This is a genomic window from Devosia sp. P1_H9, from assembly GCF_056405135.1.
In genome coordinates this window covers 75,279-101,288 of the sequence record NZ_JBFUCQ010000006.1, presented here as the reverse complement: position 1 = coordinate 101,288, position 26,010 = coordinate 75,279, and the positions used below count along the sequence as shown (strand labels likewise).

Here is a 26,010-nt window from a genome sequence, read left to right as displayed (position 1 = left end):
CTTCACCCAGGCGCGCCGGATGTCGTATGGTCAGGAGGAGGTTCATCATGCAGACCCGCCCGTTTCCGCCCGCCCCGCATGCCCGATCGCCCGCCCGGGCAGAGGTCCGCTACCTGATCGGCGGCGACACGGGCGACATGATCCACTCCACCGTCCCACCGGGTCAGGTCAATCGGGCCACCGTCCACGCCACCGTGAGCGAGTTCTGGCACGTTCTCTCGGGCGAGGGGCAGATCTGGCGGCGCGACGGCACCGGTGAGGAGACGACCGACCTAAAGGCTGGCGTATCCATCGACATCCCGGTCGGAACCGCCTTCCAGTATCGCTGCACCGGCACCGACCCGCTCGAGTTCCTCTGCATCACCATGCCCCGCTGGCTCGGCGACCAGGAGGCCACGATCATCGAGGGGCCCTGGACACCGAATGCCCCCAAGGGTTGGCCACCTGAGTCAACACGCTAGACGGCCCTGCTGATGGCGCTGGGCGCGCCTTGACTAAACACATGCACAACAATACATATGCATCATGATGCAACAAATCGTATTCCAGACATTGGCCGATCCTACGCGGCTTCGCATCGTCGAAGCACTGGCAGGCGGCGAGCAGGCTGTGGGTGACCTCGTTCGCGCCGTGGACATCGATCAGTCAGGCGTTTCGCGGCACCTGCGGATTCTCGGCGAAGCTGGCTTCGTCACGATGAGGCCTGATGGGGCGAGGCGCCTCTATTCGCTCCGACCCGAGCCGTTCCAGGCGATCGACGACTGGGTTAGGAGCTATCGCAAGCTTTGGGAGAGCCGGCTCGATCGCTTCGACGCAGCCCTGGCTAGGCGCAGCTCGCGGCAATCCGAGGGGAAGAAGTGATGGCGCACGCCAGCGAGCTCGGTGCGGAGACCATCAGGTTCGAGCGGGTCTACAACGCATCGATCGAGGACGTCTGGGCGCTGTGGACGACGAAGGAAGGGCTCGAGGAGTGGTTCGCCCCCGAGGGAATGCGCTTCGAGGTGTCGATCCTCGAGCTGTGGGTCGGCGGTGCGTTCGATCACGTGATGACCGCGGTGGGTACTGAGCAAGTCGCCTACCTCGCGAACCTCGACAGGCCGCTGTCAGTCTGGGTAAGCGGTCGGTTCCTGGAGATCGAGCGCCACCGTAAGCTGCGCATTCGCTTCGACATCGACTTCGTCCCTGGCGTCGAGTCGTATCCCTACGACATGGCGGTCGAGCTCCGCGCCGAGACCGGGCAGGTTCGGATGATCCTGACGGCCGATCGTCACCCGGACCCCGAGATGACACGCGGCGCAATCGTCGGACTGACCAGCCAGCTGCAACGCTTCGACCTGGCCATCGCGGCACGAGCGACAAAGGACCAGCGACCGTAATGCGCCCTCTTCTCTACTCCATCAACGTGACGCTCGACGGGTGCGTCGACCACAACGCCATCCCGGCGGACGAGGCGCTGCAGCACGAGCAACTGCGTGCAACACATCGCCACGCCACCGCGAGCCTCGGCCGAGCCGACGCCCTGCTCTTTGGTCGCGTCACCTATGGAATGATGGAACAGGCGTGGCGGTTGGCGACGCGGACCATGACGCCGCCCGACTGGACGGAGCCTTTCGCGCGCAGCATCGACGCGATGAAGAAGTACGTCGTTTCGAGCACCCTCGACCGGGTCGACTGGAACGCCGAGCTCCTGAGCGGAGACCTGGGCGAGGCCGTCCAGGCGCTCAAGCAGCAACCGGGCAAGGCGCTGCTCACGGGCGGCGTGAAGCTTCCGATGGCGCTGGCGGAGCTGGGCCTGATCGATGAGTACGAATTCGTGGTGCAGCCCAGACTTGCCGGTCATGGACCCACTTTGTTCGCCGGGCTGTCCAGGTACGTCGAGTTGAGGCCCGTCGACCGCCTGGAACTCAGCTCAGGCGCCGTGGCGCTACGCTACGAGCCGAGAGGGTAGTGGGTGAGCACCCGACGATGAACCACGGTTCGCGCCGGAGACGATGCCCGCTTCTGGCGTAGCGGACGAAGGTCTGCTTATGGCCCACAGCGGACCTTGCTGAAAGCGCGTGGTCATGATTCGGCGAAATTCACCTGTCGACTCGTCAAGACTTGGCTGGCTCTCGTGGCGCGTTGCCCGTGAATGTCGCCGCTGTTATCGTCCTGTGTCGGGGTTCGGCCTCGCGATCACCTAGAGCAAGGCAGCATGACAACGGCCGAAAGTACCCTCACGCGGCGAGAGCCAAGGCAGCAGCGCTCGCGGCGGACTGTGGACGACGTGCTGGAGGCGGTCCAGCTTGTGGTGAAGCGCCACGGCGCGCGAGCCATTACCACGAACCGCATCGCGGAGATCGCCGGAGTCAGCGTCGGGTCCCTGTATCAGTACTTCCCCGACAAGCACGCAATCTTCACCGCCATCCATGATCGACACGTCGCCGATGTCCGGCAGGTCATCGAGCAGACGATAGCCGCGTGCACCCCGACTTCGCTGGAGGAATTCGCGCGCGAACTCGTCCATGGTCTGGTGAAGGTGCACGCGGAGATGGCGGAACTGCACGAGGTCGTTTCGTCCGCCGTTCCCGAAAGCGCGCTCGGCTTCAGGAGCGGGCTACAGCACACCTTCGAGCGGGTGCTGTCGCCGGCCGCTCAGGATCGGTACAGCGCCGACGAGACAGAGCGGATGCTCTTTGTGCTGCCACGCATGGTGGAATCGCTCGTTCACGGAGCGGCCCACGAGGCGCCGACCGCCCTGTCGCGTGACGGCGCCACCAGCGAGGCAATTCGCACCGTGCTCCTCTACGTAAATTCCTTCCGGAGCAGCGCGCCAAAGCCCTACTGAAACGAGGCAGCGTTCTCGGCGGCCCATTGCGCGAAAGGGATCGGTTGCCGCCCGGTCACCCGCTTCACCCCGTCCGTCATCGTTTCGAGCCGACCCTCGCGCACCGCACGCCAGATGTCGACGAGAGCGTCGGCGTAGGGGCCCTCTCCGGCCCATCGGACGATGCCGGCATAGGCCTGCCGGTCGGAGATTTCCTCGAAGCCGACGGGCCGGTCGATGGCCCTGCCGATGGCGGCCGCCATCTCGCCATACGACAGTGCCTCACGGCCGGTGATCACCAGAGCCTCTCCATCGTGGTCGCGCGTGGTCAGGGCGGCGGTGGCGACGGCGGCGATGTCGTCCGGATGGATGAAGGCGATCTTGCCTTGACCCGTGGATGAGCGCAGCACCCCGTCGCGGCTGATGGCTGCCGACCAACCAAGCGCGTTGGTCATGAACCCGGCCGCCTGGATGAACGTGAACGCCACCCCGCTTTCCCGCACCGCCTGTTCGCCGCGTGCGTGCCACGGACCGGTGCCGATCCCTGTGCGAACGTCGAGGGTCGAAAGCTTGACCACATGCCGTACGCCAGCATCGCGGGCAGCCAGGGAGACCGCGCGATCCCGCGTCTCGAGATCCCATCCGTCCGTCACGAGGAATACGCCGTCGACCCCGGCCAGTGCAGTTGCCAGCGCGCGGCCAGGCGTGTCGAGGTCTCCGGTATGGATATCGACCCGGTCGCCGAAGAGCGCTTTGGCCCCCTTCGCGCTGCGCACGAAAACGGAGGGACGGGCTCCGGCATCGACAAGCCGCTGCGTGACCCGGGAGCCGATGTTCCCGGTGGCGCCGATGACGAGGTATTTCACTGGAGCATGCTCCAGCCGCGGAGCACTTCGAGGGCCATGCGCTGCTGCCCCGCCAGCGAGAAATGCAGGCCATCGTCCATAAGCAGGTCGGACGGAGGCGGACTGCCCAAGCTCGAGAAGGCGTCGACGACCGGCCCGTCGCCTTGGCGGACGATCGTGGCGACCCGTTCCAGGTCTTCGTTGCGGAACCGAACCCCGAACCTCACCAGCCCCGGATGCGCGGCGACCTGCGCCTCGTTGACCGCGGGCGGAGTGATCCAGAGGCACTTCGCCGTGGTCTCGTCCGCAACGCGCTGGCGCAGCTCCGCCATGTTGCGGGCAGTCTCCTCATGGTGGACCAGCGTCTTAGTGGGATGCCGGCCCTGCGTGCGGGCGTCGTTCGTGCCAAGGAGGAAGAGGATCCAGTCGGGCTGAAGACTGGCGAGCTGTCCGGCCCGCACCAGGGCGTGCGTGGTCGTTTCGCCGCCGACGGCGCTGACGGTCGGCGAAATGTCGTCGCTGCCGCGGCGCAGCGCCAGCATGTCCCTGAGGATCACCGCCCAGGACTGCGGATCGGACGTTAGGCTGTCGCCGAACGCCACGACCTTGTCCTCCTTCCGCAGCGGCAGCCGGTCGACCATCGACGCCACGGCCGGGTCGGCAAGCAGCGCGCCGGCCGCGTCCGTGGCCTCCTGCCGCATGCGGCCAAGTTCGGCCGCGTAAGTCTTGATCGGGAGGCCGAGGAGCGCGGCGTGCGCCTCCTGACCAAGGCTGGCGCCTCCGGGAAGCGAGGCAAGGGTGCGCTCGGGCTGGATGACCTTCAGGAGCCAGCGCAGCTGCTCGTTCGACATGGGCTTCACCTCACCTTTGAATCCGTTAGCGGATGGGGAGATGACTAGCCGCGCGACGGGGACGTCGCTACTCGCGTTTCCGGTTCGTCAAAGCATTGTAATTTCATGGCAATTTGCCACCGCCCCGAGATCTCGTCAGGTTCAAGGACGGCCAGAGAGCAGCCCCCGCTCCGCGGAAGGTATGAAGAGCTTCTCAAATTTCATTTGGGTTGCAGCAGTCTATGGGGGAGTCTGCGCTAAGCTGCATCTCCTATTTGTCGATTCCACAGACAGCGGACAAGTGAGCGACGGAACTAATACATCCGAGGCCTTGCGCTTCGAGGAAAACCCTTTGCGAGTTCTCGGGAACATTGCCTTGTGCGTTGCCCTCGCAGGCATCGGTGCGCTGATGATCTGGGTTCCCAATCGAAGCGCTGGCTGGGACCAACCATTTTGGGGATGGGTCTGTCTGCTCATATGCGGAGGCCTGGCTGCCACGAGCGTTTGGCGCTTTTTCAGGTCGCCCGTCGACAGCATAGTTCTCTCGCCCGCGGGAATTCGAGTCTCACGGTTTGGGCCAAAGATTATCCCCTGGTCTGAAGTTCAGTCCGTCGGCGAGCGGACGATTCGCTTCAACAAATTCCTAACTCTGCGTCTCACGCCAGAGGGCATGGGTTGATCCGACGGTCCCGCATCTCGAGGCTTCTCTACGGCATCGATCGGGTGCTTGGCATAAAGTACGTCATACTGCCGCATGCCGCGTTGGACGTTTCTCGACGTGACTTCCAAGCGTCGCTTGCTGCGTACGCTCGAGCGCAAGGTGTGCACGTGGAGTATGAATTAGCCTAGACTCCAGTCGACCGACCGGCGCGTCGGGGCGCCAAGCTCCCCGTTCGGGTCCCCGGCCTCAATGTGTCGATCGCGATGGTCGCCTGGGGCTAGCGTCCTCCACACTTCATCGACACTTCGCCAGGATCTCATCGACGACGTGGGCGATCGGCGCTGTAGCGTCGATGCTCACCGCATTATCAGGAACATCCTCTCTGGTTGCCTGCAGTCGCAAGGCCAGCTCCCGTTCGACTGGCTTGCCACCGAACACGTCCTCAGGTCGCGCGGCCAGCCGCCGGTTCAAACTGCCCGGATCGACTTCAAGAACGAAAACGGCATCGAACAGATCGATGAAGCGATGGCGATTTCTCGAACCGCCGCAGAAGAAGGTCATCGCGTCGCGTTGATCGGCGATCAGCAGCCTGACCTTTTCGAGCGGCCAGATCCAATGCTGGTAGCCCCAGTCCACGGTGTCCTGTTCAGTCTTGCCGGTCGGCCAGTCCAGCGGTTCGCCGCTCTCCGGATCGCCGTAATAGGCGAACTGCCGGTCACCGTGGATGACGTGGTGGCCACGCCGCTGCAGTTCTTCGGCCACCGTGGTCTTGCCGGAGCCGGAAACGCCTTCGATCAGGTAGTTTCGAACGCCCATCTTCCCTTCCCCGACTGCCGGTCCCTTTTGGCGGGTCGCGTGGGACAGCGCAACTGCTTCGCCCCGCAGCCATTCTGCCGGTCACAGGCTCGGTGCACTTATCCCCCAGCCCTGCCCTCACCCGCATACTCGCAATAAAAGCCCCGCGCCGGCGGAGGCGCGGGTTTCGAGTTCGGCAGTTCGTGAAGGCTGCCTACGCTCGATGCCCGTCAGTTCAAAACTGGCGAGCGACGGCGGGTCGGCTTGACGGTCAGCCAGATGGCCGAGAGAAGGAAGTAGAATGCGCCGAAACCCGCATAGCCAGCGATAGGCGTGATGTCGACAGGCGTGGGGGCGACCGCCATCAGGATGAAAAAGCCGCCAGCCAGCGCTGACTGTGCTCCGCTGAGGATCATCACCCACTGCGCTCCAGCGGACTTCCAACGGCGGATGGCCGTTGCGAGCTGGAACAAGCCACTCAGTATCGCCCACACGCCGAAGACCACCAGCACGGCGTTCATGCTGACGCCCAGCGCGAAGGCGACGGCGACCGCGACGACGGCGCTCACCACGAGGTTGAGCGCCTGGGTCGGGTTGGCACGCAGCCCGCCAGTGTTCTTCGCGTCGAGATAATTCGCAAGCGCGTCCCAGGCGGGGTAGGCGACGAGCAGGACCGCGGCAATCGCGGGATTACCCCGCCCTACTATGAACGCCAGGGTTATCCAGACGATCGAAACCGCCGCGCGGGTGAAGTAGTAGGTTCGCAGCCAGTCGCTCGAAGCGAAAGGGAGGGACTGGTTTTCCGGCTGGTTCGCCATGGCGCATCTCCATTTTGACTACCTACTAGAAGGTAGGCTGACAGGAGTCAATCGGCGCAGCGGCCGGAAGAGCGTTGTCATGCTGCGCAGACCATCGGCTGCGCCCTGGGATTGACATCCAGACCTACTAGAAGGTAGGCGGTCAAGATGACAAACACGTCCACGACTTCGGATCAAATCCTGACGTCTGCTCGCAGCTTCATCATCTCGGGTGGCTATAGCGGCTTCAGCTATGCGGATATTTCCGCCGTGGTGGGGATACGCAAAGCCAGCATCCATCATCACTTCCCCAGCAAGGTCGATCTCGTCCGCACGCTGGTGACGCGGTACCGCGAGGATGCGGAGACTGGCCTTACCCAACTGGCTGGTGACGTTCCCGATTCACTGGAGTTGCTCCGGTCCTATGCCCGCAATTGGGCCAAGTGCATCGAGGATGCGAGCATTCCGTTTTGCGTGTGCGCTCTGCTCGCCTGCGAGCTACCGGCTCTGCCGCCCGAGGTGGCATTGGAGGTGACGGCGTATTTCCGTTTCCTCTCGTCCTGGCTGACCGCGGCTATGGAGCGCGGCGCCGATCAGGGCACTGTCGCGATCGAGGCATCGGCAGAGGTCGAAGCCGAGATGTTCATGGCGACCGTTCACGGCGCGATGCTGTCGGCGCGGGCGCAGAACAGCCCGGCCCTGTTTGACGCCATCCTCAAACCCACACTTGCAAGGCTGACGGCTCGCTGAACCTTGTTCGGTCAGTCGACTTCGACGCATCGGTCTTGAAGTCGCATCCGCACACCGGTGGAGTTTGTCCCCCTCCCCCCGCCCCGCCGGCATACTGACAATAAAAAACCCGCGCCGGCGGAGGCGCGGGTTTCGAGTTCGGCAGTTCTTGAAGGCTGCCTATTTCAAGCAGCGCCTCAGACGCGGCTGAGTTTGACCGTCTGGCAGAAGACGCCCTGGCAGCCGTTGACCTTGAGGCTGTTCTCGCCGGTCATGACCATCGTGCCGGAGTAGACGTCGCCGGCGTTCTTGACGGTGCCCGTCCACTTGTTGTCGGAGGCCTGCGTGCCCTGGACAATGACCTGGTTCAGGTACTGCCGGTTCTGGTCATCCTTGTCGCGGAGCCAGATCAGGCGCGCGCACAGGGCGCCGCTGCCACATTGGGTGATCTTGTAACGGCTCTTGCCGTCATCGGCTTGCCAGGTGCCTGTCGGGTCGGCGGCGAGGGCGGCGAGGGGGGCCGTGGCGCAGATAGTAGCGAGCACGGCGGCGGCGAGTTTGGTCGCGAGGTGCATGGTCATGCGTCTCCGGAAACGATCGGGGTCAGTTCGGGTTCGGTTGGTGCTGGCCCGATAAATGGGAACTTTGGCTGAATCTTGAATAAAGGGCTCGTTCATCTGCCGTTCATCTCTGCGGCAAAGTACGGCCCCGAAATGGCAGCGACGCTGACTTGCTGGCGAGACGGTTGTTCAGCATACATTCAGCCTGCCACAATCTCGTCTTGGCGAGACGGCCCGGCCATGCATGACGTTTCGATCACGAAGTCGTGAAGAAGCAAAACTGGCCGTCAGATCGCTCCGACGGCCCCGGTCAGGCCTGTCGCACCCGCGACGCCGCCTCTACCACTTGCCGCTGAAGCCGACCTTCGCACCCACGGCGTTGTTGCCGCCAAAGTCCTCCACGCTGCCCCGGACCAGGGCCTCGCCGAAGACGCTGTACTGCTCGTCGGCCCAGCTCAGCGAGCCGCCGACGCCAACGCCGCCCCACAGCCCCTGGTTCTGCGACACGAACTCGGTCCCGGACACGTCGACCGACGTACCATTGAGGAAGTCGTAGTAGAGGTTGGCCACGCCATAGAGGTGCCTGCGGTTGGTCGCGCCGGACGCATCCCGCCACTCATCCTCGTAGTCGGCGGAGAGGCCAAGCCGGCCCACCAGCGTGTCGCCGCTGTTGAGCGACACCGTGCCGTCATACTGGTCGGTGAAGTCGCTGAAGCGCACTGCCGAGTAGCTGAGCTGCGCCTGCGGCGTCAGCGACCAGTTGGCGTCGAGCCCGATCTTCTGGCCGGCTTCGAGGCTGAGCCCATAGCCGAAGGCATCGTTCCCCTCGACCAGCGTCGTCCCGGTGTCATCGGAGACGATATCGGCCGAGTACCAGGTCGCCTGCGCCTGCCCGTCCAGATAAAACCCGCCGGCGCCGTACCAGGTGAGCGTGCCGCCCACGCCGTAGCCCAAGGCGTTGACCGAGCCCGCGCCATAGAGCGACGTGATATCGGAGCTGACCGTGCCGAACTGCGCATTCACCCCGGCCACGAGCGAACCGGCCTCGCTCTGCTGCAGCACCCCATCCATGCCGGCCTGCAGCCGCCAGGTGGATACGTCATAGCTGGCGCCGGTCGTCGAAACACCCGGCTCGAAATGCGCCTGCGAGGCATCCATGCGGGCCCAGATGGCGTCGGGCGCAACCGCGCCGTCCTCGCCCGCCTGCCCGCCATTCAGCCATTCGCGGCTGCCGACGCGCTGCTGCAATGTGCCGAGCTCATTGAAGGCCTGCAGCACATTGGCGTAATTCTCGTAGAGCGGCACGGTGGGCGCATAGAGTGGGCCCGCGTCGATGATCTCGGACCGTAGGTACCAGTCACCGTTCGTGGGGTCGCTCACGCTGCCCTGATAGAGCCGATAGGCGTACGCGCCGCCGACCACCGCCTGGTCGCCTTCGAACACGTAGTCGCCGATGAGCGCGAAGGTGCCGGCCGAGGTGCCATCGACATTGATGACCTTGATGCCTTCGACCGTCTGGGCGCCGGTGCCCCCGACATTGGTCACGACGAGCGACGAAGTGCCGGACGTGTTGCCGTCCACGTCGAGCAGGTCGGTGGTCGAGTTATCGAGGCCAAGCGCCGTGTTGATGTAGACCACGCCGCCGCTGCCCACATAGTTGCCGGTCACGGTGAGCGTGGTGCCCGGCGCGCCGCCGAGCCGTACCGCCCCGGCATTGTCGAGCGAAACGAGCGTCTGGTCGAAGCCGGCAAGATCGAACGTGCCGCCGGAGGCGACGCTGAAGGCCGACGTCGTGCCGAAGATATTGGTGGCGCCTGCGCGCAGGGTGCCGCCGCTGACGTTGGTCGTGCCGGTATAGGTGTTGGCCCCCGAGAACGTCTGCGTGCCGCCGATGAGTGTCAGGTCGCCGCTGCCCGAGATGATGCCTGAGAACGTATCGTTAGCATTGGTGATCGTCAGGTCCTTGGTGCCCATCACGACGAAGCCGGTGCCGGCGAGGCTCTGGATGCTGGTACCGGTTGCGGAAATCCCAGAAATGCTGAACGTCCCGTTCGCCACCACCCGGGTCGACGCGGCGATCGAGCCATTGCTCGTCAGTGCGAGCGTGCCCGCCTGGATCACGGTCTCACCGGTGTAGGTATTTGCGGCCTGGAGAGTGAGGGTGCCGGTGCCGGTCTTGGTCAAACCGCCGACGCCGGAAAACCCGCTACCCGCGCGCACATTGAACGCCTGGGTATCAACGGTCAGACCGCCTGCAGCAATGTTGAGCGCTCCCGTCGAGAATCCGCTGATGAAGAAGTTGTTGTTAGCCCTCGCTCGTAGGGTGGCGTTGTCGAAATTGACTTGACCGGCTCCAAGATTGGTACGTGAAAGTCTGCTGGTTTCGAGCGTGCCGCCGCCATTGATGTTGAGCGTGCCGTCTCCACCGGCGAAGGTTCCGAAAGTGACCCCTCCTTGTGCGACAACCGTACCGCCGTTCTGAATGTTGAGCGTACCATTGCCGCCAGCGCCGATTTCGATCGTGGCACCGGATGTAGTCCACTGCGACCCGGCTCCGGTGACAGTGACTATGCCAATGCTCCCGGCACCGTTGCCGATGTGAAACTCGGTGCCAGTGCTTGTGAGCGTGCTGCCGTTCTGAATGGTCAGATTGCCAAACAGCCCAGTCGTACCGGCGACGTACAGGTCTCCGCTCGTGCCGACAGCGGCCCCACCAACGCCAAGGACAGTCGGATTCGGTGAGATTGTACCAATGTGCACGGCGCCGCCCGCTGGGACCGTGCTGGTCGACCAGTTCGTTCCGACCATCCAGTCGTTGCTGGTGTTTCCGGTCCAGGTCTGGGCCGTAGCCGAGCCAGCCGACAGCGCTATGACCAGCGCCGCAGCACCAACCCCCGAGAGCAGCTTGGCCGTGCCAAGATTCCGGACACGATTAGCGTAGCCGCGCCCGGTCGCCCCAATAGACATGCCGCCTCAAAATCCGCAAAACTACGACTGTAAGTAGTGAACCCACGTTGCCGGGATTCTGAAGCTTAGACAAGCACACCTTTGGACCTAACGCATTGTCATAATTAAGAAAGATTTGCGACAGAGCTTCGACGCGTCCTGCGCCCCAGTCGACAGCAAGCTCAGCTCGGCCGAGTGCTTCACTGGTGAAGCAACGTCCCGAGCTGGCGCGAAGCGCTCCCGCGCCACTTGCGCCGCCGCCGCCCGCAAAACGCACGCCTGCGGAGACAGGTGGCTCCTCCTCACCAGCCACGAAATTCCATGCTGAACTGCACAGGTGAGTTCGACCGGAACCGGCATCGACCCTTATAATTGGCTCGCCGAAGTACCATATGAGAGTGCGGCCAATGTGCCGCGTCCTTGGTCCCCACTCCCGCCGCCTGACCCTGGATTCATCCGCACAGCGGATTTGGCGGGCTGGACCTTCCAATGACACATTTAAATCGCGCCACGGAGCGCAGCCACTTCGGCAACTATCGCGCCGAGTTGATGTTCTCCCGGCACTTACAGAGGCATCGTCGGGCCAGCGCGTCCTGGTTCGGCGCGATCCACGAGGGCACCGAACCGTTGATCGAAGGCGTCGAGTTGCGGCGCCAACAGATACGCAATTCCCTGCTGGGTTCTCGCAAGGTACCCACCTCGGCAGCGATCGTCCGATGATGGCGACGTATCATGCTTACTCCAATGCTCCCCGGCTGCACGCCGGGGCTGTTGTTCTAATCACCGGCGGTTCCCAGCAAGTCGCGGTCAGAACCGGAGACCAGCTAGCGATCGAGGCACCCCAATACAGCCGCACTTCGGCAGTGGTGGTTGAGCGGACGGGCAGCAAATTGCTTCTCGGGCTTCCGGACGGGACATCGATCTGGCTCGAGCGCGCCCACGGCGAAACTTTTGACGAGCTGAAGCTGTCCGACGGCTTTTCACGCGAATCTTGGACCATCACGCGATGTCGAGAGGTTCTGCAATGAACACGGTCATGCGCAGCGATTTCGACCGCATCTACGACGAGTCCGGGCCGGCGGGCTTGATGCGTACGCTGCAGTTGCGGCTCGGAGATACGCCGAGGCTGGACAAGGAACTGGTTCGCATGGGCAGGTCCGGCAAGTGGAAGATCGTTTGGGACGACGAAACCGGCAAGGGCCAGGTCGTCACTCGATTGGCTGCGGAATGACCAGCACCTCGGAACTCGTCACGTTCCATCATCCGTTCCAGCTTCCGGGGCTGGATCAGCCGCATCCGGCCGGCGCGTTCACCGTCGTCACCGATCGGGAGGCATTGGATGTATCTTTCCCGGCATTTCGCGTGACGACGACGATCATGCTGTCTGATGGGCGTGGAACGATCGAGGCCCTTCAGGTCGCAAGGGCAGCGCTCGATGAGGCACTTGCACGGGACCAAGCCACTTCGAAGGCTCCCTCGTGATCCTGGGCCGTGTGCGTCGTCTGCCGAGTTCCCCTCACGCCCCCTGGTAGAAACGTTCGGGGGAAGACAGGGCGGTCACGGCCGCCACCAGATCGTCGTCGCTGAATGGCTTAAGCATCACGCGCGCACCGGGGAAGTGTTCGCAGACCTCTTCCGCGCTGGCCGCGGTGCAGATGATGAAAGGAATACCGCGCCGATCCAGCTCGGCGACGAGCCCTTCGGGCCCGCCATGGTGCAGGCGGAAGTCGATCAGGGCGAGATGCACCTGATGGGCATCCATCAACGTGAATGCCTCGGCCGGGTCCGTGGCAATCAGCACCCGATACCCGGTGTTCGCCAGCGGCGCTTCAATCACCGAGGCGACAAGAAAGTTGGTTTCCACGACCATGGCCGTGTGGGGGAACTGCTGAGTTGACATGCTCACTCACAAACGCGGGACAACCGTCCACCGGCTGGTGAACTGGCATAACTCAATGCGCTTGCTAGACGCCCGGAAGCAGCGAGTTCGGTGGTGCCCCGCAGGGCATCGGGCTCGTCCGGTAAACAACACTTTATGCCGATCCGGAGCCAACCGCACCTAAGAAAGACATGTCCGCGTACGCTTCCCCGAGCAGCCCGGCACTGCATTCAAACCCAACGGGAACCGTTCCGAGTCGGATCTGACTGCTTATGACACAAGGCTCAAGTGACAGCCGCAGTCTTCCGAGATCGACTGGCTCGCTTCGGAACACGCTCCCGCAGCAGCCGCAGCGTCTCCTCGAGGCTGCTCCGCATGGCGACGACCAGGTCCCGGACGCACCCAACCCTTATGGCATCGAAGCCGGTGAGGCCCGGGCTCACGCTGTCGATTGCGTCCAGTTCCTCCTGCAGGCTGGCAAGCAGCTTCTGCGCCCGTGTCACATGGTGTTTGCGCGCCGTGCCCAGACCATTTCCCAGCCGCCGCAACTGGTCCGCTTCGTCCTCCCAGTCCGAGTAGGACAAGCCATTTATCATCAGATACGTGCCAGCGGGCCGATCCAATATCTCCATAGGCACGGAAAGTACTTAGCCCAATGGGCCAAAATGCGACGGCTACGTCGCTCAGTGTTTCCAGGCTACGACCTGGATTGCACGGGCCGTTTTCCAGGCCATGGCCTGGATTCCTTCCAGCCCAGATCCCCTCCGCGGCCTCCCTCAGGCTGCGGCACCTGCTGCCGTCACCAGCCTTGGCGTAGGCCTCGGTTCCGTCCGCCAACCAAAGTAAGTTGACATGCGCGATCACCTTTCCTACTGAGCGGCCTGACCTGAAGACGCCGATCACCGGCCAGACCCGAACGAGGTAACATGATCCGCCAGACGACCCTTGGGGGGATGCTCATCGCCGCTGCCATCTGTGTCACCGCAGCGCCGGCCATCGCCGCCGAGCCCGAATTCACCCTGACGATCAAGGACCATCTGTTCACGCCGGCGACGCTTGAGGTCCCGGTCGGCCAGAAGATCAAGCTCATCGTCATCAACCAGGACGCCTCCGAGGAGGAGTTCGAGAGCCACGACCTGCACGTCGAAAAGATCGTCTCGGGCGGCAAGACCATCAGCGTCTTCGTCGGCCCGCTCGAGGCCGGCACCTACAATTTCGTGGGCGAGTTCCACGAAGACACCGCCAAGGGCACCCTCGTCGCAAAGTAGGAGCCCACGGTGGGTTCGACCTTCATCATCGCCTTCCGCGAAACGCTCGAAGCGGCCCTGATCGTCTCGATCGTTCTGGGCGCGAGCCGCGACATCCCGGGCCGGACCCTCTGGGTTGCCGGGGGGCTGGTTGCGGGGCTCCTCGGCGCCGGCCTCGTCGCGCTGTTCGCCGACGCCATTTCCGGCTTCTTCGACGGCATGGGCCGCGAGCTGTTCAACGCTGGCGTGCTGCTGATCGCGGTGCTGATGCTGGCCTGGCATCAGGTGTGGATGGGGGCGCATGGCGCTGAGTTGGCGGCCGAGAGCCGCCAGCTGGGCCAAAGCGTGCAAAAGGGCGTACGCCCGGTATCGGCGCTGGCGCTGGTGACGGCGATCGCGGTGCTGCGCGAAGGCTCGGAAACGGTGCTGTTCATGTACGGCATCGCGGCCGACGGCACCGCCGACACCAAGTCCATGCTTATGGGCGGGGGCCTCGGCGTCCTCTCCGCCGCGGCGCTCGGATGGGTGCTCTATGCCGGCCTCGTGCGTGTGCCGGTCAAGCACATCTTCAAGGTGACCGGCATCATCATGCTGCTGCTGACCGCAGGCCTCGCGGCGCAGGCCTCGGCCTATCTCGTCCAGGCGGGGTACCTGCCGGCGCTCGGCTACGATATCTGGGATTCCTCGGCGCTCCTCGCGCAGGACAACCCGATCGGGGTGTTCCTGCACATCCTCGTCGGCTATGTGGCCCGGCCGATGGGCATCCAGGTGCTGGTCTACGCGGCCACCCTCATCAGCATCCTTCTGGCCTCGGCCCTGGTGCTTCGCGCGCATCGTGCGCCCGCTCGGTCTGCTGCTGGCTAGGCCGGAGCGGGGTTGCATCAGTGCCCGGATGCTGACACCGCGAGCGACCACTTGAACCCACCGCCCAAAGCGACCGGTGCGGGGGGCCAGCTTGACAACCAACTACTTCTGCCACTCACCTAGCCCCGAGAACGCAGGGGGCTGGATTGAAACACTTGGCGTCGTCATGCCTTGCCGCCCTCGTCGTCATCGTGCTGACCGCCTCCGCTCAATCCTGCCCGCTGGTGCGGAACGGTGAATTGGCGCAACGCCTTGAGGATGGCGGCTTTCCCTTGGCCTTACTCAGCAAAGCGCACGTTGCGGAGCTCAATCACTACGGCGACTTCCTTCAGTGCGAATGGGGTTTTGGTCCGTATGAGGTTTGGTCCCTGTCTGCCTCCCGCCGATTGGACGACATCTATTGGGAGACAGTCGTTTTCAGCGCCTTTGGCTTTCCTACTCACGCGGTCGCAGTTGCAGAGATCGGCGGTCGCACGTCTTGGGAGGCCCACGCCAAGAACAACCCGGACACGGACATCTACTACTACCTCGCGCCTGGAAGTAGCACGGCATTCAGGGTGAGCCGGGCACGCCACACTCTGGGAGAGGAGTGAGCCGACGTTCGGTCGGCCACCTGGATTTAGGAGCGCGTTGGCGCTCCCCTAAATCTCCTCCGGTGGCTCCCAGTTGGGCCAATCCGCCACGTGGTCTTCCCACTCGCCCGGCTTCACCGATTGCTCCGGCACGGTGCGGCCGCGCACCGAGACGCCGACGGCCATCACTGTCTCCGGGTCGCCCGAGACCAGCGGGTGCCACCAGGCGAGGCCCTTGCCTTCGGCGATGCGGCGATAGGCGCAGGTCTTGGGGATCCACTCGATGGTGCGGACATTCTCGGGCGTCAGCTTGATGCAGTCGGGCACCACCTTCAGCCGGTTGGGATAGTCCGAGCACTTGCAGCTGTCGCCGTCGAGCAGCTTGCAGCGCACATCCGACACGTAGATGTCGCCGGTGTCCTCATCCTCGAGCTTCATCAGGCAGCAGCGCCCGCAGCCGTCGCAGAGGGCTTCCCACTCCACGTCAGTCATTTCCTCGAGCGTCTTTTCTTCCCAGAAGGCCATTCAGAATTCCCGTGTGGCGCCAACACGCTTGCGCAAACTATCCGCTGATCATATTCGAGCGACTGCCTTGCCAATGCGCCCCAAATTGGGGAGATTCAAGACCAGCGTCGGGGCACGTCGCGGAGTTTTCGGTTGCAGGACCCGTTCTACCACAAAGAGAAGCGGCGCAAGAAAACCCGCATGCTGGCAGCCGATGCCTGGCTCGACTCGGCGCTCTACGAGTTCGGCCAGTCGCTTGGCCGCGGCTTCACGCAGGTCGAAGACTTCTTCTCGCGCTTCCGCGTTTCGGGCATCAAGCGCTTCTTCGTCGAGATTCTGTCGGACGGCTTCAGCTTCCTCGCCATCGGCATGGTGCTGGTCACCGCGCTGGCGCTGCCGGCGTTCGATGCCACGGTCAGCGGCCGCTTCAACAAGGCCGAGGACTTCGCCGTCACCTTCCTCGATCGCTACGGCAACGAGATCGGCCGGCGCGGCATCCGGTCGGACGATTCCTACCCGCTCGACAAGCTGCCGGACTATTTCGTCAAGGCGGCGCTCGCCACCGAGGACCGGCGCTTCTACGACCACTGGGGCATCGACGTTGTCGGCACCATGCGCGCGCTGGTCTCGAACGCCCAGGGCGAGAATTCAACGCAGGGCGGCTCCTCGATCACCCAGCAACTGGCCAAGAACCTGTTCCTCAGCTCCGAGCGCACGCTCGAGCGCAAGATCAAGGAAGCCTTCCTCTCGGTCTGGCTCGAGTGGCACTATACCAAGGACGAGATCCTCAAGCTGTATTTCGACCGCGCCTATATGGGCGGCGGCAACTTCGGCGCCGCGGCCGCGGCGGAGTTCTATTTCGGCAAGAAGATCACCGAGGTGAACCTTGCCGAGGCCGCGATGCTGGCCGGCCTGTTCAAAGCGCCGACCAAGTATGCCCCACATGTCGACCTCGCCGCAGCCCGCGGCCGCGCCAACCTGGTGCTCTCCAACCTCGTCGATGCGGGCTTTCTCACCGAGGGGCAGGTCACGGCGGCGCGGCGCAACCCTGCCGTGCCGATCGACCGCTCGGCTGAGGCCAACTCGCCGAACTACTTCCTCGACTATGCCTTCGAGGAGGCCAAGAAGGTCATCGAGACCTCAAGCAGCAACTCCAACACGTTCGTCGTGCGCACCACCATCGATCCGGTGCTGCAGTCCTATGCCGAGGACGCCGTCACCTCCGTCGTCCGCGAGCAGGGCGAGGCCTACAACGTCAGCCAGGCGGCGATGGTCGTGCTCGAGCCCAACGGGCAGATCCGCGCCATGGTCGGCGGCATGGACTACGGCAAGAGCCAGTTCAACCGCTCGATCGTCCCCAACCGCCAGCCGGGCTCGGCCTTCAAGCTGTTCGACTATGGCGCGGCGTTCGAGAACATCCCCGAGTACGACCCCGACACCGTCGTCAGCGGCGCGACGCAATGCATCGGCAATTGGTGCCCGCGCAACTATTCGGGCAACGCCGTCGGCCGCATCAGCCTGATCTCAGCCTTCCAGCAGTCGATCAACACCGTGCCGGTCAACCTCTCGATCAAGATGGGCCGGCAGCCGATCGCCGATTTCGCACACAAGATCGGCCTCACCAACGATTTCCCGGTCACCCGCTCGCTGGCGCTCGGCGCCGCCTCGGTCAGCGTCATCGACATGGCGTCGTCCTACGCCGTGTTTGCGAACCACGGCTACAAGACGCCGGCCTACGGCATCACGCGCATCACCACGCTGGCCGGCGATCCGATCTTCGACGCCGAAGCCAACCCGCCGCAGGTGCGCGTGGTCAGCGAGCAGACCGTGCAGTACATGAACCGCATGATGCGCGCCGTGGTCGAAAGCGGCACCGGCCGGCGTGCGCAGATCGAGGGCGTGCCCTCCGTCGGCAAGACCGGCACCACCTCTTCCTATCGCGATGCGTGGTTCTGCGGCTTCACCGGCAACTACGTGGCGGCCGTCTGGTTCGGCAATGACGACTACCGGCCGACCAAGAAGCTGACCGGCGGTATCCTGCCGACTATCGCGTGGCAGAAGTTCATGGCCTACGCCCATACCAATATCGAGATCAAACCGGTCGAAGGCGTCGACTTCCAGCCCGCTCCGTTCGTCATCGCCAACGCCGAGGAAGGCCAGCCGCTGGCCCCGGTCGCCGAGCGCCCGCCCGGGCTGAAGCCCCGCGCCGCCGACAAGCTGCTGGAAGTTGCCGATCGGTTGCGCAGTGCCCTGGGCGGCGCCGGCAACCAGGCCGCACTCACCGTCGCCGCTCCCCCTACTCCAGCCAAGGCGCTGTAACCCTTGCGCTTTCTCGTTCATCTCGGGGCCATGCTGATGGTCGCACTGGTCGTGGGCTTCGGGCTCAGCTGGTACGCGCTCAGCGACGGCCGGCTGTTCGGCGCCATCGAGATCGGCCCCTGGTCCGCCTGGCGCGATGTCGGCATCCCCACGCCCGATCCCTACACCCGCGCCTTCATCGCCCGCTCCGGCGCACTCGAGCTCGGCGCCAGCGAGGGCATCCAGTTCGTCGCCACCACTGACAGCGACAACCGCCGGCTCGATCGAGCCTGCCGCTACCGCATCGATGGCACGACGCCAGCCGCGCGCTTCTGGACCCTGGTCCCCGTGGCGCCCGACAATGGCGCGCCGATCAGCCGCGAAGATGGCCCCATGGACTTCCACAGCGCCAGGCTCAGCCGGGCCGGTGACGGCTCGGTCGAGCTCTATGTCTCCAAGACCCTTGCCCCGCAGAACTGGCTGGAAATCACCGGCAATGGCGCCTTCGACCTGATCTTGACGCTCTACGACACATCCAGCCTCTCCGGCGTCGGCGCTGATGTCGCGGCCCTGCCCTCGATCATCCGCGAGGCCTGCGCATGATCCGCACCCTGCTCTGGCTGTTCGGCGGCGTCGTGCTCGGCGGCATCATCCACATCGCGGTGATCCTCAGCCTGCCGTCGCTGTCGGCCACCGCCGCCTGGGATCGCGTCGCCGTAGTCGGCGCCGGCCCCGGCCCCACCGTGCTGCCTGCGGCCAAGGCCGGCGAGGCCAACCCGCTGCGGCTCGACCCCGAACTCGCCTACGCCGTCTGCAAGATCGACCTCAGGAACGGGCCCGCTTCGGTCAGCGGCACCCTGCCCCAGGCCTATTGGTCGGTCGCGGTCTATAGCCGCGCCGGCACGGTGGTCTATTCCACCACCAACCGCGACGGTATCGGCACGGCGCTCGACCTGGGGATCTTCAACCCGGGCCAGACGCGCCTCCTCGCCGAGCAGAAGCTGGATGTCGCCGAAGGCCTGCTGATCGTCGAAGCCAAGGAAGACGACCTGTTCGTCGTCGTCCGCCTAGCCCCGTCTCATCCGGAAATGCGCGCCCGCTACGAGAAGGCGCTGACCGGCCTCAAGTGCGGCACCATCGCCACCTGAGCTACTTCCGATACTCGCCCTCGCTGGGCGCATCGAGCAGCACGCGGCCGGGGATGGCGGCTTCGTCGTCATCCCAGCCGTTCGGACCACCGCCGCAGAAGTCCCAGGCTTCGGCCCGATCGACCCACGGGGCCATGCGGCTCAGCCGTTCATCCACCTCGATGGCCTCGCCGTGCGGCGTCTCCACCAGGAAATGGTCGAGTGCGTAGCTGTAGGAGCCATAGCGGTAGCCGAGCGCGGCGATGAAGCGACCGACATAGAGGTCGTTCTCGGCCTTGCGCAGGTGCATCTGCTCGATCATGCCCGCCTCGATATCGCCAATCTCGGCGGCTGCCACCGCGCGCTGCCGGTCAATCTCGATCACCGCGCAGATCGCCGCGAAAGTGGTCGGCAAAGTCAGCAGGTCCGCCCCGATGTCATCGGCGATGGTGTTGTAGCGCACCCGCGACGAGGCGTAGCGCTCGTTGGTCAGCCAACGGTAATAGAGATCAACCCTGTCCGGGCGAGAGCTGAACACGCCGGCCACGAAAACGATCTGCTCGTAGTCGAAGGCCCAGTCCCTGGCGTGGCGCGCGATGAGGAACCGGTACACCCGGTCGTGCATCTCGCGCTCCTGGTCGGTGATATTGAAGTTCGAGACAGGTTGGTTGCCCAGCCGCCGCATCAGCCGGTCGGTCTCGGGAATGATCTCGTCATTGAGCACGCCGGGCTTCACCCGGCCGAAATCGCCAAGCTCGTGCCCGGCCACCGGCGCAGCACAAAGCAGCAGCGCCAGCCCCAGCGCGCGAAGCATCGTCCGGTCAGCCACGGCGGCGCTTGCCGCCCGATGCCGTTCCGACCGGCTTGTCCGGCAGCGGCGAGTTGCCTCCCCGCTCGTAGCGTATCCCGGTGAACAACAGGACCTCGCCCGTGCCCGCCGATTGGGAGCGCGTTTTCGTGCGTCCACGCTTTGGTAGTTGAACCAGCTTTCCCAACCTTGCCTCCGGCGGGCGGGCGATATCTGCCGGGGACCCATTTCCATCGGCAGATCGGGAGCGACGCAGGGACCCGATGAAAGCCATTAAGAGTTCGTCAAGGTTAACAGTTCGCTAACGATTTCCCTGAAATAGTCAGGCCAGTGGTTGAGGCCCGAATCCTGGGGCCTTTCAGGGCAAAATATGATCGGTTTCCAGCCTTACGAGACGTTTCAGCTCCTCATCGAGACGGGCGGCGTCGATCGAACGAACACGCTGCTCTGCGCAGCATGCGATGCGTTTGCGCGTCGCGGACGGCCGACCAGTGCCGAAATGGAACAGTTTGCGGCGCTGGCCCAGCGCCTGTTCCCGGCTGCGGCGCCCGCTGCCCGCGCCAAGGCTGCGGCAACGCTCGGCCGGTCCGAGGACCTGTCCCCCGAGCTCGAGCAACTCGTCGTGCGCCACCTCGGCGACGACCTGCCGGATTTCCTCGTTTCGGCGCCAAAGCTCTCCGAAGGTACGATGCTGAAGGTGATCTCGTCGAACGACGTGACGCTTGGTGCCGCCCTCGCTCGCCGGGCCGATCTCTCCAACAACGTGCTCGGCCGCCTGTTTCAGATGAACAGCCGCAAGGTCTATCGCGCGCTCGCCACCAACACGGCGATCTCGCCGCGTGGCCCCTATCTCAGCGCCCTCGCCCGCTCGGCGCAAATGGATCACCAGGTCGCCTGGTCACTCGCCGCCCGCGAGGATTTCGATGCCGCCCTTCTCGCCCCCGCCTTCTTCGATCTGGGTGAGAACGACCGGGTCAAGGTGATCAACGCCTTCGCCAAGCGCGAGACACCGGACGCCCCGATCAAGCGCACGCTCGAGCAGCTGTCGGTCGCCACCGGCGAGCTCACCCGCGCGCTGATGAAGCTGTTCTCCGAGAACCGCCGCCCGGAAGTCACCAAGCTCCTGCATCAGATCACCGGGCTCGACGAAGTCCGCTGCGGCCAGATCGCCCACGATACGTCCGGCGCCGCCCTGTTCGTGGTGCTGCGCGCCTTCGGCTGCAACGCCCAGGACGGCCTCAAGGTGCTGATCCACGCCACGTCCCACGACGAGGACCGCTCCAAGGCGCTTGCCGAGTTCTCCAAGCTGTTCGACAGCGTCAGCGTCGACGCCACGGCCTTCCTGATGAGCGCCTGGCGCGGCGAGGTGAACCTCCTCGACATGACCAAACCGGAATACCGGCCGTTCGAAATCGAACGCCGCCGCATCCCGCCCCCGCAAACCCGCGAGCGCAACCCGGTGGTGGATCAGGCGATCGAGGCGCTGGCGCGGATCGGGGCCAGGGCGAGCTAGCCCCTCGCCACCTCCAGCCCCAAATCCCCGCTCCGCATCTCCAGCGACACCACCCATAAATCCGGGTCGAAATCGTGCTCGCGCGCAATCCGCTCGCGCACCTTCTCGGGCTCCACATGGTCGAAGCGTAGCTGGAACACCCGGGCCTCGGAATTGTCGCCGAGGCTCGTCGCCGGCGCCGGTGTGTAGAGCGAAACTTCCCCGTTGAGGTGATCCACCTCGACGAAGATCTGCCCGGCGATCGGATCGCCGCGGCGGGATACCACGCACATGTGGCCGATATCGTTATGCCGGCGAACGAACGCCGAAACCCAGAGGTCTGTGCGAAACATCGTTCACGTGTGCCGGAAAACCCGGCGCCTGGCTAGGCTGGCGCCGTCAGGCCAAGGCTGGCGAGCACGGCTACCGCGATCTGGTCAGGCGCACCCACCGAGCAGACAAGCATATCCCCCGTCTCCCGGTAGATCTCGTACCGCACGCGAAACTTCTGATCCTCCGACTCGCGCTGAAACCCAAAACCACGCGTCAGCTGCCGCTCCACCACGATGGAGGTAGCAATGTCGATGTCGAGCGAAGGCAGCAGGGTCACGCCATAGCCGGAGGCAACCAACCGGTCAGCACGGCGGCGATCGTCGGTGGCCGGCGTTGCCGCAAGGAAACCGGAGGACGTAACGAAGATGCTCGACGGAGCCGCCTCGCCAACCAGCCGCTCGGCCAAGGCAAGATTCTCGGCCCGATACAGCTCGTAGCCATGCGTGCCGATGAAGCTGCCGATCACCTCGATCCGCTCGCAGAACTCGAGATCGAGATCGATCAGCGACCAACCGAGCGTTCTGGCCAGCGATCGACCAAGCGTCGACTTGCCGACGCCTCCCGGCCCCAGCAGCATGAGCATCTCACCCTGCCGCCAGGGTCGTCGCGTCTCGATATGAACCGCCGAATCCATGCCCCCATCGGACCGCGACCGGACGATGGGTGCAATCTCAAACGGCGCTAGATCGAAGCGCCGTTGTCAACCAGGAGGTCAAGCAGCTCGGGCGAGATCCGGCCGGTCACCTTGTAGTTGAAGTAGACCTCGAAGTTGCGGATCGCCTTGGCGGTCGCTTCGCCGGCCACGCCGTCGGCCGGGCCATGCAGGAACCCGAGGCTCCCCAGTCCGCGCTGCACCTTGGCAACGATCACCGGATCGGTCACCGAGAACGGCGCCATGATCTGGTCGGGGGTCGCTTCGGTGTCGAGCACGGCAATATCCTCGCCCGGCTTGGGCGGCGCTTCCTCGATCTGCAGGGGCACGCCGACCTGCGGGTTGTCGGGTAGAGCCGCGACCTCGGTTCGCTGCTGCGACTTCGGCACCAGCGGGATCGGCGCGACGGCTTCCGCCGTCGTCAGCGCGTTCGTCTCCGCGGCGAACTGCTGCTTCACCGGCTTCTTCTCGGGCGCCGTCGTCATCGCCATCGACTGCACACCGTCGATAATGGTGTTGATGGCGTCGCCTGCGGTATCGGCCGCCATCTCCAGCGCCGCTTCCGGCGTCTCGGGTACGGCGCGGCCGAGCACGGTGTTGGATTTGGCGCGCTTCACCGGTTCGATCGAGCCGGTCGTTTCTACGTCGGCGGTCAGCGGCTTCGGCTTCTCCAGCGCTGCCAGCGACTGCGGCTTCACCTTGGTGGCCGCCGGCAGGTCCGCCTCGACAGGCGGCGCCTGCAGCTTGGGCAGCGTCACCGCGGCCGGCTGTTCCGCCGCGACAGGCGCGGCAACCGGTGCCGCCGGCTTCGCCTCGGGCGTCGACAGCGGCGCTGCCAGCACCATCTCGATAATGTCGCGCGTCAGCTCGCCGGTCGGCTTCAGCCCGCGCAGCTCTTCGAACTTCTTCAGCGCCCGCGCCGTCTGCGGACCGTAATAGCCGTCGACGGTGCCGGTAAACAGCTGCAGCCGCTCGAGCTTGCGCTGCACCTCGAACACGTCCTTGTTGCCGATCGGCCCGCCCTGGGTGTCGACCGGCGTCGCCACTGCGAGCTGGCGCTGCACCTTGGCCGGCGTTGCCACGACGAAGCTCTTCGGCCGCGTCTTCGGAATCACCGGTTCGATATCGGCGGTGATCTGCGAATCGATCCCGGCCGAGAACAGCGGCGCAGGATGCTGATGGCGCTGGCCATAAAGTGCGTTCGAGCCGGCCATGGCGGTGGTTACCACCAGCGCGGCGATCGCGGAATTGGTGAGGGGCGAGCGCATGTAGCGCGCAATGACCCAGAGCGCCGCCCGGCCCGCCTGGGCCAATGCGACGCCGCCGACCTGCAAGGGCAGGTGCGCAAGAGTTGCTGCCGTCATAGGGCTCTTTTTCTTTCGTCGTGCCATGTGGTGGGCATTTGCTGCTGAACCGGGTCCCGATGAAGGGGCGTAACGGCAGCAGTTTCCTCCACCTTGGTTTCCGGACCGTTTATCGGCAGCAAAACCGTCATCACGGTGCCCTCGCCCGGCGACGAGCTGGTGTGCAGCACACCATCATGCAATTCGACCAGTCCCTTGACGATCGAAAGCCCCAGTCCGGTGCCTTCGTAGCGGCGCGCCAGGCCGTCCTGGGCCTGGAAGAACGGCTCGCCGATTCGGCGCACCGATTCCTCGCCCATGCCGATGCCGTGGTCGGCCACCGAAATGGCGAGATGCCGGCCCTGCCGCTTCATCGCGAGGGTCACCACCGAGTGCTCGTTGGAGAACTTCACGGCATTCGACAGCAGGTTGATCAGGATCTGCCGGCAGGCGCGCTCGTCGGCCACCAGCATCGGCAGGCTGCGCGGAATATCGGTCATCAGCCGCACCGATTTGGCCCGCGCCATGGCGTCGACCATCTTCAGGCACGGCTCGACCAGCGATTCGGGCGCGATCGGCTCGGTGGTCAGTTCGAACTTGCCCGCTTCCAGCCGGCTCATGTCGAGCAGCATCTTCACCACCTCGATCAGATGGTGGCCGCTCTGCTGGATCAGCGTGGCGTATTCCTTGTGCTGCGGCGAAAGCTCGCCGACGACGCCCGAGGTCATCATCTCGGAGAAGCCGACAATGGCGTTCAGCGGTGTGCGCAGCTCGTGCCCAATGGTGGCGAGGAAGCGCGACTTGGCGTTCGACGCCTCTTCGGCGATCTTCCGGGCCCGCTGCAGCTCGTTCATGTAGTCGTGCCGCTCGGTCACGTCGCGCAAGAGCACCACGACCTCGTTGCGCGCTCCGGGCGCATCGGCGTCGATAACCGGCGAAAGCGAGGCTTCCACCCACACGTAGCGCGGCGCGGCGGCGGAAGGGCCGGGCTCGTCGCGGCGCATGCGGATCTCGACGCGGCGGGTCTGGCCGTCCTGGTTGGCTTCGGCGAAGGCGGTGAGATAGGTCGGGCGATCCATCACGTGGATGCGCTCGACGAGGCCATTGCCGCTCAGTTCGAACCGCCGGCAGCCGAACAGCTTTTCAGCCGAGCGCGAGGTGAACAGCACCGTGCCGTCGCTGGCAAAGCGCATCACCGCGTCCTGCACATGCTCGATCAGGTGCCGATAGGCGTTGATCTGCGCCTTCTCGTACACCTCGAATACCGAGTTCAGCCGGTTGGCCGAGTGCGCGACGATCGCCGCCGAGGCGAGAAACACGAAGCCGCCGAGGAGCGTATTGCCGAAGTGGAACGGCTGCGGCCAGGCGAGAATGCCCAGGCTCGCCAAGACTCCGAGCGCCACCACGACGACGAGCATCGCCCACGCGCGCTTCTTCACCGGGGTGCGGGTCAGGAGCGACGCGTGCACCGGCCCGAGCACCGCCACGGCGAGGCCGAAATCGGCGATCGACGGGTCGGCGACGGTCAGAAGCGCCCCGCAGAGCAGCGTGGCATAGACCTGCCCGGCCGCCGCGCGCTCATACTGGCCACGCTGGCACCAGGCCATGGTCAGCACGCCCGCGGCGATGCCGGTGGTGGCGAGGACGAAGGGCAGCAGAATGGACTGGGTCAGCGCATAGAGCGCCGCCGGCATGCCGATGAGACTGAGGATCAGGATCAGCCGGGCGTTGGTTGCAATGGCCTGCCGCCGCAGGGCCTCGGGACGGCCGCCGGCGCCTCGCACCGGCTCGGTGCGCCACACATCGCTCAACCATGACCAGAGGCTACGCATAACTCGAACCAAACGCCCCGCCACCCTTTTTCTTGTTGCCCGGAGCTTCCACCCGAACGCCTAATGCGGGTTTAAGGGGAAGCCGTCCCG

31 protein-coding genes are annotated in these 26,010 nt (G+C 64.8%); 17 read left to right on the top strand and 14 right to left on the bottom strand.

The genetic code is table 11. From position 1 onward, the window contains the following. Positions 1-47 precede the first annotated feature (47 nt). The 5 genes from AC1DYL_RS12960 to AC1DYL_RS12940 all read left to right on the top strand — a co-directional run bounded on the left by AC1DYL_RS12960 (position 48) and on the right by AC1DYL_RS12940 (position 2,827). On the top strand, positions 48-461 hold the full coding sequence (locus AC1DYL_RS12960) for a cupin domain-containing protein (RefSeq protein ID WP_477173452.1): 414 nt from the start codon (positions 48-50) through the stop codon (positions 459-461). 64 nt (positions 462-525) lie between these two features. Continuing rightward, positions 526-861 (top strand): ArsR/SmtB family transcription factor, encoded by a 336-nt coding sequence (locus AC1DYL_RS12955; RefSeq protein ID WP_477173451.1) that lies wholly within the window; start codon positions 526-528, stop codon positions 859-861. Beyond that, positions 861-1,376: an SRPBCC family protein gene (locus AC1DYL_RS12950; protein WP_477173450.1), complete on the top strand. Its 516-nt coding sequence runs from the start codon at positions 861-863 to the stop codon at positions 1,374-1,376. Before AC1DYL_RS12955 ends, AC1DYL_RS12950 begins: the two co-directional genes overlap by 1 nt. Continuing rightward, entirely contained in the window at positions 1,376-1,948 is a 573-nt protein-coding gene (locus tag AC1DYL_RS12945; RefSeq protein ID WP_477173449.1) for a dihydrofolate reductase family protein, read from the top strand. Before AC1DYL_RS12950 ends, AC1DYL_RS12945 begins: the two co-directional genes overlap by 1 nt. 309 nt (positions 1,949-2,257) lie before the next feature. After that, positions 2,258-2,827 (top strand): TetR/AcrR family transcriptional regulator, encoded by a 570-nt coding sequence (locus AC1DYL_RS12940; RefSeq protein ID WP_477173448.1) that lies wholly within the window; start codon positions 2,258-2,260, stop codon positions 2,825-2,827. On the opposite strand, the gene AC1DYL_RS12935 is transcribed toward AC1DYL_RS12940, so the two are convergent. The 4 genes from AC1DYL_RS12935 to AC1DYL_RS12920 form a co-directional block, all read right to left on the bottom strand. Beyond that, positions 2,821-3,672: an NmrA family NAD(P)-binding protein gene (locus tag AC1DYL_RS12935; protein WP_477173447.1), complete on the bottom strand. Its 852-nt coding sequence runs from the start codon at positions 3,670-3,672 to the stop codon at positions 2,821-2,823. The genes AC1DYL_RS12940 and AC1DYL_RS12935 overlap by 7 nt on opposite strands. Then, positions 3,669-4,502, bottom strand: a complete 834-nt coding sequence (locus AC1DYL_RS12930) for an SGNH/GDSL hydrolase family protein (RefSeq protein WP_477173446.1) — start codon at positions 4,500-4,502, stop codon at positions 3,669-3,671. Before AC1DYL_RS12930 ends, AC1DYL_RS12935 begins: the two co-directional genes overlap by 4 nt. A gap of 934 nt (positions 4,503-5,436) precedes the next feature. After that, the gene (locus AC1DYL_RS12925) at positions 5,437-5,958 is read right to left on the bottom strand and encodes an AAA family ATPase (protein ID WP_477173445.1); all 522 of its coding nucleotides are present in this window, start codon (positions 5,956-5,958) and stop codon (positions 5,437-5,439) included. A 209-nt stretch (positions 5,959-6,167) separates the two neighbouring features. Then, positions 6,168-6,755 carry a DUF308 domain-containing protein gene (locus AC1DYL_RS12920; protein WP_477173444.1) on the bottom strand — a complete coding sequence of 196 codons (588 nt, stop codon included), beginning with the start codon at positions 6,753-6,755 and terminating at the stop codon, positions 6,168-6,170. A gap of 147 nt (positions 6,756-6,902) precedes the next feature. Here AC1DYL_RS12920 and AC1DYL_RS12915 point away from each other — a divergent pair, with 147 nt between their 5' ends. Next, on the top strand, positions 6,903-7,484 hold the full coding sequence (locus AC1DYL_RS12915; protein WP_477173443.1) for a TetR/AcrR family transcriptional regulator: 582 nt from the start codon (positions 6,903-6,905) through the stop codon (positions 7,482-7,484). A 176-nt stretch (positions 7,485-7,660) separates the two neighbouring features. Here AC1DYL_RS12915 and AC1DYL_RS12910 read toward each other — a convergent pair whose 3' ends face one another. Then, positions 7,661-8,038 (bottom strand): DUF2147 domain-containing protein, encoded by a 378-nt coding sequence (locus AC1DYL_RS12910; protein ID WP_477173442.1) that lies wholly within the window; start codon positions 8,036-8,038, stop codon positions 7,661-7,663. Positions 8,039-8,362: 324 nt separating this feature from the next. Next, positions 8,363-10,990 (bottom strand): autotransporter family protein, encoded by a 2,628-nt coding sequence (locus AC1DYL_RS12905; RefSeq protein WP_477173441.1) that lies wholly within the window; start codon positions 10,988-10,990, stop codon positions 8,363-8,365. Between the two features lie 468 nt (positions 10,991-11,458). Between AC1DYL_RS12905 and AC1DYL_RS12900 the strand changes: the two genes are divergently transcribed. From AC1DYL_RS12900 to AC1DYL_RS12885, 4 genes are read left to right on the top strand one after another with little or no spacing between them, the layout of a single operon-like run. Beyond that, on the top strand, positions 11,459-11,689 hold the full coding sequence (locus AC1DYL_RS12900; RefSeq protein WP_477173440.1) for a hypothetical protein: 231 nt from the start codon (positions 11,459-11,461) through the stop codon (positions 11,687-11,689). Further along, entirely contained in the window at positions 11,686-11,997 is a 312-nt protein-coding gene (locus tag AC1DYL_RS12895) for a hypothetical protein (RefSeq protein ID WP_477173439.1), read from the top strand. The genes AC1DYL_RS12900 and AC1DYL_RS12895 overlap by 4 nt, the downstream gene beginning before the upstream one ends. Then, positions 11,994-12,200, top strand: a complete 207-nt coding sequence (locus AC1DYL_RS12890) for a hypothetical protein (RefSeq protein ID WP_477173438.1) — start codon at positions 11,994-11,996, stop codon at positions 12,198-12,200. Before AC1DYL_RS12895 ends, AC1DYL_RS12890 begins: the two co-directional genes overlap by 4 nt. Continuing rightward, positions 12,197-12,451: a hypothetical protein gene (locus AC1DYL_RS12885; RefSeq protein WP_477173437.1), complete on the top strand. Its 255-nt coding sequence runs from the start codon at positions 12,197-12,199 to the stop codon at positions 12,449-12,451. Before AC1DYL_RS12890 ends, AC1DYL_RS12885 begins: the two co-directional genes overlap by 4 nt. Positions 12,452-12,485: 34 nt before the next feature. On the opposite strand, the gene AC1DYL_RS12880 is transcribed toward AC1DYL_RS12885, so the two are convergent. Both AC1DYL_RS12880 and AC1DYL_RS12875 read right to left on the bottom strand, forming a co-directional pair. Next, positions 12,486-12,869 (bottom strand): response regulator, encoded by a 384-nt coding sequence (locus tag AC1DYL_RS12880; protein ID WP_477173436.1) that lies wholly within the window; start codon positions 12,867-12,869, stop codon positions 12,486-12,488. A gap of 263 nt (positions 12,870-13,132) precedes the next feature. Continuing rightward, positions 13,133-13,432, bottom strand: coding sequence for a hypothetical protein (locus AC1DYL_RS12875; protein ID WP_477173435.1), 300 nt, complete (start codon positions 13,430-13,432; stop codon positions 13,133-13,135). A gap of 342 nt (positions 13,433-13,774) precedes the next feature. On the opposite strand from AC1DYL_RS12875, the gene AC1DYL_RS12870 reads away from it, so the two are divergent. The 3 genes from AC1DYL_RS12870 (at position 13,775) to AC1DYL_RS12860 (ending at position 15,552) form a co-directional block, all read left to right on the top strand. After that, entirely contained in the window at positions 13,775-14,116 is a 342-nt protein-coding gene (locus AC1DYL_RS12870; RefSeq protein ID WP_477173434.1) for a cupredoxin domain-containing protein, read from the top strand. 9 nt (positions 14,117-14,125) lie between these two features. Next, the gene (locus tag AC1DYL_RS12865; protein WP_477173433.1) at positions 14,126-14,959 is read left to right on the top strand and encodes an FTR1 family iron permease; all 834 of its coding nucleotides are present in this window, start codon (positions 14,126-14,128) and stop codon (positions 14,957-14,959) included. A 146-nt stretch (positions 14,960-15,105) separates the two neighbouring features. Beyond that, a complete protein-coding gene (locus tag AC1DYL_RS12860) occupies positions 15,106-15,552 on the top strand; it encodes a hypothetical protein (RefSeq protein ID WP_477173432.1) in 447 nt (148 codons plus the stop codon). 48 nt (positions 15,553-15,600) lie between these two features. Here the strand turns inward: AC1DYL_RS12860 and AC1DYL_RS12855 are convergent, their stop codons facing one another. Next, complete coding sequence (locus tag AC1DYL_RS12855) at positions 15,601-16,056, bottom strand: YcgN family cysteine cluster protein (RefSeq protein WP_477150156.1); 456 nt, start codon at positions 16,054-16,056, stop codon at positions 15,601-15,603. A gap of 132 nt (positions 16,057-16,188) precedes the next feature. Between AC1DYL_RS12855 and AC1DYL_RS12850 the strand changes: the two genes are divergently transcribed. From AC1DYL_RS12850 to AC1DYL_RS12840, 3 genes are read left to right on the top strand one after another with little or no spacing between them, the layout of a single operon-like run. Next, entirely contained in the window at positions 16,189-18,354 is a 2,166-nt protein-coding gene (locus tag AC1DYL_RS12850) for a transglycosylase domain-containing protein (RefSeq protein WP_477150155.1), read from the top strand. Positions 18,355-18,390: 36 nt separating this feature from the next. Then, positions 18,391-18,936: a DUF1214 domain-containing protein gene (locus AC1DYL_RS12845; protein ID WP_477173431.1), complete on the top strand. Its 546-nt coding sequence runs from the start codon at positions 18,391-18,393 to the stop codon at positions 18,934-18,936. Further along, the gene (locus tag AC1DYL_RS12840) at positions 18,933-19,481 is read left to right on the top strand and encodes a DUF1254 domain-containing protein (RefSeq protein ID WP_477173430.1); all 549 of its coding nucleotides are present in this window, start codon (positions 18,933-18,935) and stop codon (positions 19,479-19,481) included. The genes AC1DYL_RS12845 and AC1DYL_RS12840 overlap by 4 nt, the downstream gene beginning before the upstream one ends. A gap of 1 nt (position 19,482) precedes the next feature. On the opposite strand, the gene AC1DYL_RS12835 is transcribed toward AC1DYL_RS12840, so the two are convergent. After that, positions 19,483-20,274 (bottom strand): hypothetical protein, encoded by a 792-nt coding sequence (locus AC1DYL_RS12835; RefSeq protein WP_477157236.1) that lies wholly within the window; start codon positions 20,272-20,274, stop codon positions 19,483-19,485. A gap of 364 nt (positions 20,275-20,638) precedes the next feature. On the opposite strand from AC1DYL_RS12835, the gene AC1DYL_RS12830 reads away from it, so the two are divergent. Then, positions 20,639-21,781: a DUF2336 domain-containing protein gene (locus AC1DYL_RS12830; protein ID WP_477157235.1), complete on the top strand. Its 1,143-nt coding sequence runs from the start codon at positions 20,639-20,641 to the stop codon at positions 21,779-21,781. Here the strand turns inward: AC1DYL_RS12830 and AC1DYL_RS12825 are convergent. From AC1DYL_RS12825 to AC1DYL_RS12810, 4 genes are read right to left on the bottom strand one after another with little or no spacing between them, the layout of a single operon-like run. Further along, on the bottom strand, positions 21,778-22,113 hold the full coding sequence (locus tag AC1DYL_RS12825; protein WP_477173429.1) for a DUF1491 family protein: 336 nt from the start codon (positions 22,111-22,113) through the stop codon (positions 21,778-21,780). The two genes, AC1DYL_RS12830 and AC1DYL_RS12825, sit on opposite strands and share 4 nt — an antisense overlap. A gap of 32 nt (positions 22,114-22,145) precedes the next feature. After that, positions 22,146-22,727 (bottom strand): shikimate kinase, encoded by a 582-nt coding sequence (locus AC1DYL_RS12820; protein ID WP_477173428.1) that lies wholly within the window; start codon positions 22,725-22,727, stop codon positions 22,146-22,148. A gap of 47 nt (positions 22,728-22,774) precedes the next feature. Next, entirely contained in the window at positions 22,775-24,109 is a 1,335-nt protein-coding gene (locus AC1DYL_RS12815) for a peptidoglycan-binding domain-containing protein (RefSeq protein ID WP_477173427.1), read from the bottom strand. Beyond that, complete coding sequence (locus tag AC1DYL_RS12810; protein WP_477150147.1) at positions 24,106-25,920, bottom strand: PAS domain-containing sensor histidine kinase; 1,815 nt, start codon at positions 25,918-25,920, stop codon at positions 24,106-24,108. The genes AC1DYL_RS12815 and AC1DYL_RS12810 overlap by 4 nt, the downstream gene beginning before the upstream one ends. Between the last annotated feature and the right edge of the window lie 90 nt (positions 25,921-26,010).

What these genes read in the sequence shown, in the direction of transcription:
- AC1DYL_RS12960 (WP_477173452.1), top strand. Translation starts at nt 48, where the DNA reads ATGCAGACCCGCCCGTTTCCGCCCGCCCCGCATGCCCGATCGCCCGCC.
- AC1DYL_RS12955 (WP_477173451.1), top strand. Translation starts at nt 526, where the DNA reads ATGATGCAACAAATCGTATTCCAGACATTGGCCGATCCTACGCGGCTT.
- AC1DYL_RS12950 (WP_477173450.1), top strand. Translation starts at nt 861, where the DNA reads ATGGCGCACGCCAGCGAGCTCGGTGCGGAGACCATCAGGTTCGAGCGG.
- AC1DYL_RS12945 (WP_477173449.1), top strand. Translation starts at nt 1,376, where the DNA reads ATGCGCCCTCTTCTCTACTCCATCAACGTGACGCTCGACGGGTGCGTC.
- AC1DYL_RS12930 (WP_477173446.1), bottom strand. Translation starts at nt 4,502, where the DNA reads ATGTCGAACGAGCAGCTGCGCTGGCTCCTGAAGGTCATCCAGCCCGAG.
- AC1DYL_RS12925 (WP_477173445.1), bottom strand. Translation starts at nt 5,958, where the DNA reads ATGGGCGTTCGAAACTACCTGATCGAAGGCGTTTCCGGCTCCGGCAAG.
- AC1DYL_RS12920 (WP_477173444.1), bottom strand. Translation starts at nt 6,755, where the DNA reads ATGGCGAACCAGCCGGAAAACCAGTCCCTCCCTTTCGCTTCGAGCGAC.
- AC1DYL_RS12915 (WP_477173443.1), top strand. Translation starts at nt 6,903, where the DNA reads ATGACAAACACGTCCACGACTTCGGATCAAATCCTGACGTCTGCTCGC.
- AC1DYL_RS12910 (WP_477173442.1), bottom strand. Translation starts at nt 8,038, where the DNA reads ATGCACCTCGCGACCAAACTCGCCGCCGCCGTGCTCGCTACTATCTGC.
- AC1DYL_RS12905 (WP_477173441.1), bottom strand. Translation starts at nt 10,990, where the DNA reads ATGTCTATTGGGGCGACCGGGCGCGGCTACGCTAATCGTGTCCGGAAT.
- AC1DYL_RS12900 (WP_477173440.1), top strand. Translation starts at nt 11,459, where the DNA reads ATGACACATTTAAATCGCGCCACGGAGCGCAGCCACTTCGGCAACTAT.
- AC1DYL_RS12895 (WP_477173439.1), top strand. Translation starts at nt 11,686, where the DNA reads ATGATGGCGACGTATCATGCTTACTCCAATGCTCCCCGGCTGCACGCC.
- AC1DYL_RS12890 (WP_477173438.1), top strand. Translation starts at nt 11,994, where the DNA reads ATGAACACGGTCATGCGCAGCGATTTCGACCGCATCTACGACGAGTCC.
- AC1DYL_RS12885 (WP_477173437.1), top strand. Translation starts at nt 12,197, where the DNA reads ATGACCAGCACCTCGGAACTCGTCACGTTCCATCATCCGTTCCAGCTT.
- AC1DYL_RS12880 (WP_477173436.1), bottom strand. Translation starts at nt 12,869, where the DNA reads ATGTCAACTCAGCAGTTCCCCCACACGGCCATGGTCGTGGAAACCAAC.
- AC1DYL_RS12870 (WP_477173434.1), top strand. Translation starts at nt 13,775, where the DNA reads ATGATCCGCCAGACGACCCTTGGGGGGATGCTCATCGCCGCTGCCATC.
- AC1DYL_RS12855 (WP_477150156.1), bottom strand. Translation starts at nt 16,056, where the DNA reads ATGGCCTTCTGGGAAGAAAAGACGCTCGAGGAAATGACTGACGTGGAG.
- AC1DYL_RS12845 (WP_477173431.1), top strand. Translation starts at nt 18,391, where the DNA reads ATGGTCGCACTGGTCGTGGGCTTCGGGCTCAGCTGGTACGCGCTCAGC.
- AC1DYL_RS12840 (WP_477173430.1), top strand. Translation starts at nt 18,933, where the DNA reads ATGATCCGCACCCTGCTCTGGCTGTTCGGCGGCGTCGTGCTCGGCGGC.
- AC1DYL_RS12835 (WP_477157236.1), bottom strand. Translation starts at nt 20,274, where the DNA reads ATGCTTCGCGCGCTGGGGCTGGCGCTGCTGCTTTGTGCTGCGCCGGTG.
- AC1DYL_RS12830 (WP_477157235.1), top strand. Translation starts at nt 20,639, where the DNA reads ATGATCGGTTTCCAGCCTTACGAGACGTTTCAGCTCCTCATCGAGACG.
- AC1DYL_RS12825 (WP_477173429.1), bottom strand. Translation starts at nt 22,113, where the DNA reads ATGTTTCGCACAGACCTCTGGGTTTCGGCGTTCGTTCGCCGGCATAAC.
- AC1DYL_RS12820 (WP_477173428.1), bottom strand. Translation starts at nt 22,727, where the DNA reads ATGGATTCGGCGGTTCATATCGAGACGCGACGACCCTGGCGGCAGGGT.
- AC1DYL_RS12815 (WP_477173427.1), bottom strand. Translation starts at nt 24,109, where the DNA reads ATGACGGCAGCAACTCTTGCGCACCTGCCCTTGCAGGTCGGCGGCGTC.
- AC1DYL_RS12810 (WP_477150147.1), bottom strand. Translation starts at nt 25,920, where the DNA reads ATGCGTAGCCTCTGGTCATGGTTGAGCGATGTGTGGCGCACCGAGCCG.